Annotated in this window: 11 protein-coding genes; 8 read left to right on the top strand and 3 right to left on the bottom strand. The window is 66.0% G+C overall.

Going from position 1 to position 12,013, the window contains the following annotated elements:
- Positions 1-25: 25 nt before the first annotated feature.
- The 6 genes from AC07Y9_RS05545 (at position 26) to AC07Y9_RS05520 (ending at position 7,377) form a co-directional block, all read left to right on the top strand.
- Positions 26-682 (top strand): CsgG/HfaB family protein, encoded by a 657-nt coding sequence (locus AC07Y9_RS05545; protein ID WP_223816008.1) that lies wholly within the window; start codon positions 26-28, stop codon positions 680-682.
- 26 nt (positions 683-708) lie between these two features.
- Positions 709-1,080, top strand: a complete 372-nt coding sequence (locus AC07Y9_RS05540) for a DUF4810 domain-containing protein (RefSeq protein WP_087091552.1) — start codon at positions 709-711, stop codon at positions 1,078-1,080.
- Entirely contained in the window at positions 1,077-1,736 is a 660-nt protein-coding gene (locus AC07Y9_RS05535; protein ID WP_087091551.1) for a DUF799 domain-containing protein, read from the top strand. Before AC07Y9_RS05540 ends, AC07Y9_RS05535 begins: the two co-directional genes overlap by 4 nt.
- 267 nt (positions 1,737-2,003) lie before the next feature.
- Entirely contained in the window at positions 2,004-4,115 is a 2,112-nt protein-coding gene (locus AC07Y9_RS05530; RefSeq protein WP_102679507.1) for a hybrid sensor histidine kinase/response regulator, read from the top strand.
- A gap of 168 nt (positions 4,116-4,283) precedes the next feature.
- Entirely contained in the window at positions 4,284-6,944 is a 2,661-nt protein-coding gene (locus tag AC07Y9_RS05525; protein WP_102679508.1) for an excinuclease ABC subunit UvrA, read from the top strand.
- 199 nt (positions 6,945-7,143) lie between these two features.
- Complete coding sequence (locus AC07Y9_RS05520; RefSeq protein ID WP_007932361.1) at positions 7,144-7,377, top strand: DUF465 domain-containing protein; 234 nt, start codon at positions 7,144-7,146, stop codon at positions 7,375-7,377.
- Positions 7,378-7,552: 175 nt separating this feature from the next.
- On the opposite strand, the gene AC07Y9_RS05515 is transcribed toward AC07Y9_RS05520, so the two are convergent.
- The 3 genes from AC07Y9_RS05515 to AC07Y9_RS05505 form a co-directional block, all read right to left on the bottom strand.
- Complete coding sequence (locus AC07Y9_RS05515; protein WP_007932359.1) at positions 7,553-7,690, bottom strand: PA0050 family protein; 138 nt, start codon at positions 7,688-7,690, stop codon at positions 7,553-7,555.
- A 139-nt stretch (positions 7,691-7,829) separates the two neighbouring features.
- Complete coding sequence (locus tag AC07Y9_RS05510; RefSeq protein ID WP_102679509.1) at positions 7,830-8,939, bottom strand: SMP-30/gluconolactonase/LRE family protein; 1,110 nt, start codon at positions 8,937-8,939, stop codon at positions 7,830-7,832.
- Between the two features lie 24 nt (positions 8,940-8,963).
- Positions 8,964-10,133 carry an SRPBCC family protein gene (locus AC07Y9_RS05505; RefSeq protein WP_102679510.1) on the bottom strand — a complete coding sequence of 390 codons (1,170 nt, stop codon included), beginning with the start codon at positions 10,131-10,133 and terminating at the stop codon, positions 8,964-8,966.
- Positions 10,134-10,227: 94 nt separating this feature from the next.
- On the opposite strand from AC07Y9_RS05505, the gene bsrA reads away from it, so the two are divergent.
- Together bsrA and AC07Y9_RS05495 are read left to right on the top strand one after the other, a co-directional pair.
- Positions 10,228-11,166, top strand: a complete 939-nt coding sequence (gene bsrA / locus AC07Y9_RS05500) for a LysR family transcriptional regulator BsrA (protein WP_007932353.1) — start codon at positions 10,228-10,230, stop codon at positions 11,164-11,166.
- A 124-nt stretch (positions 11,167-11,290) separates the two neighbouring features.
- Complete coding sequence (locus tag AC07Y9_RS05495; RefSeq protein WP_102679511.1) at positions 11,291-11,917, top strand: thiol:disulfide interchange protein DsbA/DsbL; 627 nt, start codon at positions 11,291-11,293, stop codon at positions 11,915-11,917.
- The last annotated feature ends 96 nt before the right edge of the window (positions 11,918-12,013 follow it).

The raw sequence follows: 12,013 nt of genomic DNA, 5'->3' as shown, positions 1-12,013 counted from the left end.
AGTGAGACTGATCTCGAAGTTGGTGATGTCGGGCGTAGCGTTGGCTGTACTGGCGGGCATGAGCGGTTGTGCCACTGAAAGCTCCCGGGCGTTGCCGGTGGAGAAGGTCCAGAGCGCCAATCAGGTGTGGACCGGGGCTCGGGTACCGATGGCGGTGGGCAAGTTCGATAACCGCTCCAGCTACATGCGCGGGATTTTCTCCGACGGCGTCGACCGCCTCGGTGGCCAGGCCAAGACCATCCTGATTACCCACCTGCAGCAGACCCACCGCTTCAATGTGCTGGATCGCGACAACATGGGCGAGATCCAGCAGGAAGCGGCGATCAAGGGCCAGGCGCAGAAGCTCAAGGGCGCGGACTTCGTGGTGACCGGCGATGTCACCGAGTTCGGCCGCAAGGAAACCGGCGACCACCAGCTGTTCGGCATTCTCGGCCGTGGCAAGACCCAGGTGGCCTATGCCAAGGTGGCATTGAACATCGTCAACATCAGCACTTCCGAAGTGGTGTATTCGACCCAGGGTGCCGGTGAGTACGCCCTGTCCAACCGCGAGGTGATCGGCTTCGGCGGCACCGCCTCCTACGACTCGACCCTCAACGGCAAGGTCCTCGATCTGGCCATGCGCGAGGCCGTCAACCGCATGGTCGAGGCGATTGACGCCGGCGCCTGGAAACCCAGCCGCTGATCAACACCGCTGACAGGGAGAAGAGCATGTTCAACACCCAGATGGCCCGGCCGCTGATGGCCGCCACGTTGCTGGGCAGCGTATTGCTGGCCGGTTGCAGTGGGCCGAAGACGCTTTACCAGTGGGAAACCTACCAGACCCAGACCTACGAGTACTTCAAGGGCGAGGAGGCCAAGGAGGCCCAAGTCGAAGCGCTGGAACGCGACCTGCAGAAGATCAAGTCCACCGGCAAGGCGGTGCCGCCGGGTTACCACGCGCACCTGGGCATGCTCTATGCGGGCCTGGGCAAGGACGACCAGATGGTGCAGCAGTTCAACACCGAGAAGGCGCTGTTCCCCGAATCCACGCCGTACATGGACTTTCTGCTGAAGAACGCCAAGAAGGGAGCCGGCCAATGAACCTCTACACCTTGCGCAACCTGTTGGGCCTGTTGGCCGTCAGCCTGCTGGTGGGCTGCGCCACGCCCAAGACCGTGGACTACTCGGCCTACAAGCAGGCCCGGCCGAAGTCGATCCTGGTGCTGCCGCCGCTCAACGAGTCGCCGGACGTCAAGGCCACCTACAGCATGCTGTCCCAGGTGACCTTTCCCCTGGCCGAAGCCGGTTATTACGTGATGCCGATCGCGGTGGTGGATGAAACCTTCCGCCACAACGGCCTGACCAACCCGGCGGACATCCATGGCTTGTCGCCGGCCAAGCTCAACGAGATCTTTGGCGCCGATGCCGGGCTGTATATCACCGTCAAGGAATACGGAACCAGCTACATGCTGATCAGCAGTGCCACTGTGGTCACCGCCAGTGCCACCCTGGTCGACCTGAAGACCGGCACCACGCTGTGGACCGGCACTGCCCGGGCCTCCAGCGAAGAGGGCAACAATAACAGCGGCGGTGGCCTGGTGGGCATGCTGATCACCGCCGCGGTGAAGCAGATCATCAACACCTCCACCGACGCCGGTCACCCGATCGCCGGCATCACCAGCCAGCGCTTGCTGTCGGCCGGGCAACACGCGGGCCTGTTGTACGGTCCGCGCTCGCCGAAATACGGCACCGACTGAGGTCTTCAGGGCGGGCAATCCGCCCTGTGCCAGGCGGCGCCTGCGAGCGTCCGCCTGGACCTTGCGCCTAGGCTGTTTGTTCAATAGTGCCCGGCGCACGCTGGGGGCGCTCGCGGGCAGGGCGTCCGACCAGCGGCAGCGGTGATTCGGCCTCATGGCTGAAAATCTTGAAACCATCCGTGTGCAGGGTGCTCAAAGGCTCTGGAGGCTGCTGCGTCGCGACCTCCTGAAAATTCATGCTTGCCATGCTTTTCGTAGAGTTCGCTCATGCCGTTCTTATCCGATCCTCATGGTTGCCAGGGCTGGAGAGGCGAGATGGCCGGGCGCATCCAGGCGTTCGACTGGTCCGTCACCGAGCTGGGCGCGCTGGAGCAGTGGTCGTCGAGCCTGTGCAGCGCCGTGCAACTGTTGCTGGCCTCGCCGGTGCCGCTGGTCATGCTCTGGGGCCGCTCGGGCTACATGATCTACAACGATGCCTACGCCGAATTCGCCGGCGGCCGGCATCCGTACCTGCTCGGCCGCCAGGTGGAGCTGGGCTGGCCGGAAGTGGCGGATTTCAACCGCCATGTGCTGGACACCTGCCTGGCGGGCGGGACCCTGTCGTACCGCAACAAAGAGCTGGTCCTGCTGCGCAACGGCCAGCCGGAACATGTCTGGATGGACCTCTACTACAGCCCGGTGGCCGGCGACGACCAGGCCCCGGCCGGGGTCATGGCGATCGTGGTCGAGACCACCGCCCACGTGCTGTCCGAGCAGCGCCGCCAGGAAGTCGAGAACGCCTACCGCGCGGAAAACGAACGGGTGCAGCTGGCGCTCAATGCCGGGGCGTTGCTGGGTTCCTTTGTCTGGGACATCAAGGCCGATCGGCTGTCGGGCGACGAGCGTTTTGCCCGGACCTTTTCCTACCCGCTGGAGCAGCCGCTGGACGACCTGTCGATGGCGGTCGCCGATGGCCGGGTGCACCCCGAGGATCTGCCGCGGATCAAGGAACAGGCCGCCTACAGCGTGAAAAAGGGCGTGCCCTACAACACCGAATACCGGATCCGCCGGGAGGACGGCAGTTACCTGTGGGTCATGGGCTGTGGCCGTTGCGAGTTCGACGACGCAGGACAGGCCTTGCGCTTTCCCGGCGTGCTGATCGATATCCACGAACGCAAGATGGCCGAAGAGTCGCTGCTGCAACTGACGCGCAACCTCGAGCAGCGGGTGGCCGAGGAGGTCAACGCGCGGGTCTCGGCCGAGGAGCAGTTGCGCCAGGTGCAGAAGCTCGAAGCCATTGGCGGCATGACCGGTGGCGTGGCCCACGACTTCAACAACCTGCTGCAAGTGATCGCCGGCAACCTGCACCTGCTGGCGCGCCATGAGCCGGACAATGCCAATGTGCAGCGGCGGGTCGGCGCGGCCATTACCGCGGTCGAGCGCGGCGCCAAGCTGTCCGCGCAATTGCTCGCGTTCGCCCGGCGCCAGCCGCTGTCGCCCGAGGTCTACAACCCCCGCCGGATCCCCGACAGCCTGAGTGAGCTGCTGCAACGGGCCCTCGGCGAAACCATCGACATCGATGTGCAACTGCCGGCGAAGCCCTGGTGCATCAAGGTCGATCGCAGCCAGCTGGAAAATGCCTTGCTCAACCTGGCGATCAACGCCCGCGACGCCATGAAGGGTGAGGGCACCATCGGCATCCGCGGCGAAAATGTGATGCTCGACCGCGGTTTCTGCGCCGGCAAGGGCATCAGCCCCGGTGACTACCTGTGCCTGTCGGTGGCCGATACCGGCGATGGCATGCCGCCCGAGGTGCTCAAGCAGGCGTTCGAGCCGTTCTTCACCACCAAGCGCGACGGCCAGGGCACCGGGCTGGGACTGAGCATGGTGTTCGGTTTCGTCAAGCAGAGCGGCGGCCATATCGAGATGCTCAGCACGCCGGGGCAGGGCACCACGGTGCGCATGTATTTTGTCCGCAGCACCGAACAGGAGCCGGGAGAGGCGCCCCGGCGCGGGCAGCGGCCTGGCCACGGCCAGGAAACCATCCTGGTGGTGGAGGACAACGAGGACGTCCGCGCGGCGGCGGTCGAGCTGCTGGAGAGCGCCGGCTACAAGGTGCTGGTGGCGGCCAATGGCGATGCGGCCATGCAACTGCTGCTGAGCGGCGCCCGGGTCGAGCTGATCTTCACCGATGTGGTGATGCCCGGCCTGATCAAAAGCACTGACCTTGCGCTCTGGGCCAAGACCCAGTCGCCGGCCGTGGCGGTGCTGTTCACCTCGGGGCATACCCGCGACATCATTTCCTGCAATCACCAGCTCAGCCCGGACACCCACCTGTTGAGCAAGCCCTACAGCCCGGATGCCCTGACCGCCATGGTCAGGTCGGTGCTGGAGGCGTGAGGCCATAAGCGGGGAAAAGTCCGCCAAACGTTCGACATCCGCGGTTGCTCAAAACCCCGGGCCCATGCACCCTGCACCTCGGTCGGGTGGCTGCCGGTCGCCGGTGCTGGCGCCGTGGGGCTTTCTGACTTGACCTCTGTTCCGACACCTCCGATACAAGGCTGTCCCATGACTTCAGCGCGCAACACGCCTTCGCCCCAGGTTTTGTCTTCCTTGCCCGCGAACAGCTCGGGTTTTGTCAGGGTGCGCGGCGCCCGCGAACACAACCTGCGCAACGTCGACGTGGATATTCCCCGCGATGCGCTGGTGGTGTTCACCGGGGTCTCCGGCTCCGGCAAATCGTCCCTGGCGTTCTCGACCCTGTATGCCGAGGCCCAGCGCCGCTACTTCGAATCGGTGGCGCCCTACGCCCGGCGCCTGATCGATCAGGTCGGGGTGCCGGATGTCGACGCCATCGAAGGCCTGCCGCCGGCGGTGGCCCTGCAACAGCAGCGCGGCACGCCGAGCACCCGCTCTTCGGTGGGCAGCGTCACCACCTTGTCCAGCCTGATCCGCATGCTCTATTCCCGGGCTGGCAGCTACCCGCCGGGACAGCCGATGCTCTACGCCGAAGACTTCTCGCCCAACACCCCGCAAGGGGCCTGCCCCAACTGTCACGGCCTGGGCCGGGTCTACGAGGTCAGTGAGGCGTCCATGGTCCCGGACCCTTCGCTGACCATCCGCCAGCGCGCGGTGGCGTCCTGGCCGCTGGCCTGGCAAGGGCAGAACCAGCGCGACATCCTCGTGACCCTGGGCTACGACGTCGATATTCCCTGGCGCGACCTGCCGCAAGAACAGCGCGACTGGATCCTGTTTACCGAAGAAACCCCGACCGTGCCGGTGTACGCCGGGCTGACCCCGGAGCAGACCCGCGAGGCCCTCAAGCGCAAGCAGGAACCGAGCTACATGGGCACCTTCAGCGGGGCCCGGCGCTATGTGCTGCACACCTTCACCCATTCGCAAAGCGCGCTGATGAAAAAGCGCGTGTCGCAGTTCATGCTCGGCAGCCCGTGCCCGCTGTGCGAGGGCAAGCGGCTGAAGCGCGAGGCGCTGTCGGTGACCTTCGCCGGCCTCGACATCGGCGAGCTGTCGCAGATGCCCCTGCTGCAACTGGCCGAGGTGCTCAAGCCGGTGGCCGCCCAGGCTTACCTGGAACAGGCCGAGGAGGCCGGCGAGGTCTGGAGCCACGAACAGACCCAGGCCGCGCGCCAACAACGGATCACCCAGGGTGCGCCGGGGCATGTCGGAGGGCCGGATGTGCGGCACACGCCGAACCTGTCCCTGGAAAAGCGCCTGGCCGCGCAACGCATCGCCCAGGACCTGCTGGAGCGGGTCAGCACCTTGACTGGCCTGGGCCTGGGTTACCTGGCCCTGGAGCGCAGCACGCCGACCCTGTCGTCCGGCGAGTTGCAGCGTCTGCGCCTGGCGACTCAATTGGGCTCGCAACTGTTCGGGGTGATCTACGTGCTCGACGAGCCTTCGGCCGGCCTGCACCCGGCGGACGCCGAGGCATTGTTCGAGGCCCTGCAGCAGCTCAAGGCTTCGGGCAATTCGCTGTTCGTGGTCGAGCACGACCTGCAGACCATGCGCCGCGCCGACTGGCTGATCGACGTCGGCCCGGCGGCGGGCGAGCAGGGCGGCCAGGTGCTGTACAGCGGTCCGCCGGCGGGGTTGGCCCAGGTCGCGCAGTCGCAGACCCGCGCCTACCTGTTCGCCGAACAGGCGCCGGCCCGCCGTACCGCGCGCCAGGCCCAGGGCTGGCTGCGCCTGGAGGGCATCAGCCGCAACAACCTGAAGGACCTGAGCGCGGAATTCCCCCTCGGCTGTTTTACCGCGGTGACCGGGGTGTCGGGCTCCGGCAAGTCGAGCCTGGTCAGCCAGGCCTTGCTGGAACTGGTGGGCGCGCACCTCGGGCGGCCGCAGGGCAACGAAGAACCGGAGGAGCTGAACCTGGAAGATGACGCCCCGCAGGCCAGCAGCGGCGAAGTCACCGCCGGGCTGGAGCGGATCAAGCGCCTGGTGCAGGTGGACCAGAAACCCATCGGCCGTACCCCGCGCTCGAACCTGGCGACCTACACCGGGCTGTTCGACCATGTGCGCAAGCTGTTCGCCGCCACCCCCGAGGCGCGCGCGCTGGGCTACGACGCCGGGCAGTTCTCCTTCAACGTCGCCAAGGGCCGCTGCCCGGCCTGCGAAGGCGAAGGTTTTGTCAGCGTCGAGCTGCTGTTCATGCCCAGCGTCTATGCGCCGTGCCCGACCTGCCACGGCGCGCGTTACAACCCGCAGACCCTGGCCATCCAGTGGCAAGGCCTGGACATCGCCCAGGTCCTGCAACTGACGGTGCAGGAGGCGGTCGAGGTGTTCGCCGGACAGGCGAGCATCCGCCGTTCCCTGGAAGTCTTGCGCGATATCGGCCTGGGTTACCTGCGCCTCGGCCAGCCGGCCACCGAGCTGTCCGGTGGCGAAGCGCAGCGGATCAAGCTGGCCACCGAGCTGCAGCGCAACCCCCGCGGCGCCACCCTGTATGTGCTGGACGAGCCGACCACCGGCCTGCATCCGCGGGATGTCGATCGCCTGCTGGAACAACTGGACAACCTGGTGCGGGCCGGCCATAGCGTGGTGGTGGTCGAGCATGAAATGCGCGTGGTGGCCCAGGCCGACTGGGTGATCGATATCGGCCCGGGCGCTGGCGACCAGGGCGGCAAAGTGGTGGTCAGCGGGACGCCACAGCAGGTGGCCAGGCACCGCAAGAGCCGCACCGCGCCGTTTCTGGCCCAGGCGCTGGGGTGAGTCGCGGCACCCTCCGCGGGGCTTCGCTCGTGGCGGGTTGGAGGCGGGCGGTGGGGCGCGGGAAATGTCGCTGAAGGCGACGAACGGTTAGCGCTGTGGTCTGATTGACGGTCGACAGACAGCGGTGGTGGAGGTCATTCTGGTAACTGGCGAGCGCCTGTAAGTGCGCTTGCTACCGATCAACAAACGGAGGTGTTTCATGCCGGTGCCCCATGACCTGTATCAGGACCTGAGCTACAGCAAAGAAGACATTCAACAGCGCCGGGCCAGTGACCCGCACTTGAATGCCTTGTTCGACAAATACTCCAGCATTGATGATCAGGTGCTCAAAGCGGAGGCCGCGGCGGCCGCTGACGAGGAGCTGAAACGACTCAAGGAAAAGCGGCTGCTGATCAAGGACGAAATCTCCGAGAAGCTGACCGCCCGCTTCTGACCCCGACCCTGTCCTGAGCGAGATGTCCCGAGGCTTCGGGCGTCTCGCCAGGTTCTACGCAATCCAGAGCATTGGCTGCTCTTTCCGCTATTTGCCCGTTTACTCCCCTGTATCGACCCGCACCCTTGGCGAGACGCGCCCGAGTCGGGCGCGCCTGTTTCAGCGCCTGCCTGCCTCAAGGGCACTCGCAGGTGCTCGGGCCGAATACCGGGCCTGCACAGGGATCTTCGGACGGTCCGAACACCGGGCACGCGGCCAGCGCCGACAGGGATGAAGTGAGCAGCAGGGAAGCCAGGAGGATTTTGATTTTCATGGGGGATCCACTCTCAATGTGATGGGAATCAATCGGATTCGATTGTTTGTCTTTCCTTGGTGGGCGCCGGTGACGGCGCCGCGCGGGACAGCTTAGATCAGAATCTGGCGAGCATGCCGGTGCCCATGCCGTTATCGCATCAAGGCGCCTTTGACAGCGCGACGCTCAGCGGCAGGCGCGCCATGTGCGTGGCCTTGAGCGAGCCGAAGTACAGCGCGTCGCCGTATTCGCGCACCGTGGTGATCGGTGCGTAGTTGCCGGCGCTGGCGTCCTGCAGGTTGGCGATGACCTGGCCCTGGGTATCCAGGCCGAGGACGAAGCCGCGTTTTTCCACCGGCTTGGGCAGCACGGTCATGGCCCGCACGATCATCTTGCGCATCAGCGGGTAGGGCGCGGTGCCGTCCAGCAGGACATTGCGCGGGGCGTAGAGCGCCACCCAGAAACGCCCCTGGCCGTTGAAGCTGAGGTTGTCCGGCAGCCCCGGCAGGTTGTCGATGAACAGGTCGTGGGTGCCGGCCTTGGCGCCGCTGAGCCAGTAGCGGCTGATCCGGTAGGCGCCGGTTTCGTTGACCAGCACATAGCTTTCCTCGGGGCCGAGGGCGACGCCGTTGGCGAACTCCAGGCCGCCCAGCAACTGTTCGGTCTGGCCGGTCTGGAAGTCATAGCGCAGCAGGCGCCCGTCGCCGCCGTGCTCGATCACCGCCTCGCCATCCTGGCCGTAGCCCCAGCGGCTGGTGGCGTCGCTGAAGTAGGCATAACGCCCGGCGGCGTCCACTGCCACATCGTCGGTAAAACCGAAGGGCAGGCCGTTGGCGGAGGTGGTGAGGGTGCTCAGCTGGCCCTTGGCATCCAGCGCCAGCAGGCCCTTGACCGCGTCGGCGATGATCAGCCGGCCATCCGGATGCCGGGCCAGGCCCAGGGGGCGTCCGCCGGTATGGGCCAGTACCTGCAGGGTGCTGCCGTCCAGGGCGGTGCGGATCACCCGCCCGTCATGCAGGCCGCTGATCAGCGAGCCGTCTTCCAGCAACAGGGCTTCCGGCCCGTCGATATTCAGCGCGCCCACCGTTTGCACGCCCTTGAGTTTCTGGTTTTCGGCGTACAGGCCGCTCTTCAGCGAAGGCGCCACCGGCGGGGTCCAGGCCAATGGCTGGACCTTGGTCGGCATCAGCAGCAGAAAGGCGCCGATGGCGATGACCACGACCAACAGCAGATGGCGAAACTTGATCCGACGGGGTGCGACGGGCTTCATCGAGGGTGGCTCCTGGTGATGGGTTCAGGTCGCGCTCTGCGGCGCGACGTCGGCGCCCCGGGGAATCGCCCGTTGCGCCATCTCGCACAAGGCTAGCAGGGAGTCGGCGGACTCCCGTTCTATCCGCCTTCTGAATAGCAGGCGATTGCCCAGGCGCATCAGCAGGCCGTCGAAGCGGTATTCCAGTGTGCGGATAAAGCGCGTGCGGTGGGCGTCCAGCGCCTGGCATTCGTAGGTCACCACCAACTCCAGGCCATGATCGCCCTTGGCCGCGGCGCTCCAGCGATGCCCGGGCAGGTACTCGTCGACCCGCCAGCTCAGGTGCCCGCTGCGCCCGCCGGCGTGGATGTCTTCCTCGAAGCGCGCGCCGGCGGGCAGGGCCCCGGCCGGACCCTGGACCTTCAGCGACGAGGGGTGCCACTCCGGCCAGCGGCTGGAGGCGCAGGCGTAGTCGAGCAGGGCCACCGGGTTGCGCGGAATATCGATCTGATGCTGCATGCGGGTCATGGACGAGGACCTTGTCGATAGAGAGGAGGTGGCGGGTTCCGGCTCCCAGTACAGGGTGCCGAACAGGTAATCCATCAGCGGCAGGACGATGTTGAAATTGCGCTCCTGCATCAGCTCGCGACGGTGATGCAGCTCATGCAGGCGGCGCATCTGGCGGATCCACGGCAGCCGCGCCAGCGGGTGCTCGGCCGGCAGGTGTTCGCAGGCATGGAACACCTCGTAGGCCAGGTAACCGATCAGGGTGCAGCTGGCGAACAGCGCTGCGACATTGGCATTCCAGAACTTCAGCAGCCACCACAGCGGCAGGGCGAACAGTAGGCTGTGGACCACGATCAGCCAGGCCGGAAACAGGATCACCCGCCAGTCCCGGGGGCCGTCGTAGGTCATGTACCCGGGCACGAAGAAACTGTGGTGATCGCCGCTGTGGCGGGCGTAGAACATTCGCGCGAAGGCCTGCTTGTGGTGGCCCAGCCAACGGTGCACGACGTAGATGCACAGGTTGAAGAACAGCAGCGCCACCGGCACCGCCAGCCACTCCAGGGGCTGTACCTGGTGCAGGGTGCTCCACAGCAGGGCGATGCATGCAATGCCATAGGCCAGCACGAAACCGCCGTGCAGCCACGGGTTGTAGCGCGGATGAACCGCGGCGCGGTAACGCTCGCGAAATGCCAGGGTGGTTTGCCTCAAGGCCGTTCTCCAGTGGGTTTTATTGTTCTTGTTGACAGAAGATTAGTCCTGCTCGAATTATCCAGCTAATGGATATTCGGAATGGGCATTATTCATGAAGCTGAATTTGCGGCACCTGGATCTCAACCTGCTCTTGGTGTTCGACGCGCTGATGCAGGAGCAGAACCTGTCCCGCGCGGCCGTGCGCCTGAACCTCAGCCAGCCGGCCGTGAGCAACGCCCTGGCGCGCCTGCGCAGCCAGCTCGATGAGCCGCTGTTCATCCGCACCGCCCGGGGCATGCAGCCCACACCGCGGGCCCATGTGCTGCACGGTTCGGTGCGCCAGGCCCTACGCCTGCTGCAGGAAGGCCTGGACCCGGGTAGCGAGTTCGACCCGGCGGCGGCCGACCAGACCTTTACCCTGTCGATGAACGACTACGCCCAGGCGCGCCTGTTGCCGGCGCTGTCGCGGCGCCTGCAAAGCGCCGCGCCCAAGGTGCGCCTGGCGGTGCGCAGCGATGCCGCCGACTCCCTGCCGGCCTGGCTGACCACCGGGATGCTCGACCTGGCGGTGGACTACCTGTACTTCGACGACCCCGACCTCTGCTACCAGCCGCTGCTGGAAGAACAGCTGGTGGTGATCGGCCGTATCGACCACCCGGCCTTCGAGCCGCAGCTCGGCCTCAAGGCCTATGAGCAGAGCCGGCACGTGGCGATTCCGGACCGGGGCGGGCGCGGCTCGCCGCTGGAGATCGTCCTCGGTTCGGCCAAGGTCCAGCGCCATGTGCAGCTGTTCGTCCCGCATTACCTGAGCATTCCCTTGATCGTCGCCCAGTCGGATTTGCTGGGCACGGTGCCGCGGCGCCTGGCGGAGCACTTCTGCGCGCTGATGCCGATCCGCATCGCCGAGCTGCCCTTGGTGGCGCCGCCGGTGCAGGTCAGCCTGATCTGGCATCGCCAGCAGGAGCGGGTGCCGGGGCATCGCTGGCTGCGCGAGGAAATCATCGCCCTGGCCGCCCGGTTCGCGCAGCAGCCGGAGCTGTCCGGGCGTTGATGACAAAAAACCAACAAAAGATTGGGACTGGTCCGATTGGCACCGCGGACACCGCCTGTATCCTTTGGGGCCCGCTTGACGAGCAGCCGTGCTGACTCAGAGGCGTCAACCCATTGGAGATTGCATGCGTCACTCGATTCTGAACATTGCCCTGGCAGCCAGCTGCCTCTTTGGCCTGGCCGGGCAGACCGCCATGGCGGCGGTGGATGCCAGCCAGTACGTGGAACTCAAGGATGCCGTGCCGCAGGTCGTGCCCGGCAAGATCGAAGTGGTGGAACTGTTTTCCTACGGCTGCGGCCACTGCTACAACCTCGAAGCCTCGATCAACCCCTGGGCCGCCCAGCTTCCCGAAGACGTGAACTTCGTCAAGCTGCCGGCCATGTTCGGCGGGATCTGGGATGTCTACGGCCAGCTGTACCTGACCCTGGCGACCATGGACGCCAAGCCCGAGGTGCACCACGCGGTATTCGAGGCGATCCACCGCGGCAACCGCCTGAAAACCCCCGAGGCCATGGCCGAGCTGCTCAAAGGCCAGGGCATCGAGCCGGCGAAGTTCCTCGCCACCTACAACTCCTTCGCCGTGCAGGCCAAGGTGATGGACGCGAAAAAACGCACCGCGGCCTACCAGGCCACCGGCGTGCCGTCGCTGGTGGTGGACGGCAAGTACCGCTTCGGCATGACCAACAATGGCGCCAAAGGCCTGTTCGCGGTGGCGGACCAGTTGATCGCCCAGGTGCGGGCGGCAAAATAAGCCCTCGATCCCCTGGCCGCTGTCCAGCCGGCGAGGCTCGGCAGCGGCTCCAGGGCATCGAGCGGTAGTCAAAAAGGGCATCGCTAGCGATGCCCC

It is taken from the genome of Pseudomonas sp. GW456-L12, from assembly GCF_059424045.1.
The sequence above is the reverse complement of the archived record's forward strand: the minus strand, read 5'-3'. Positions and strand labels throughout refer to the sequence as shown.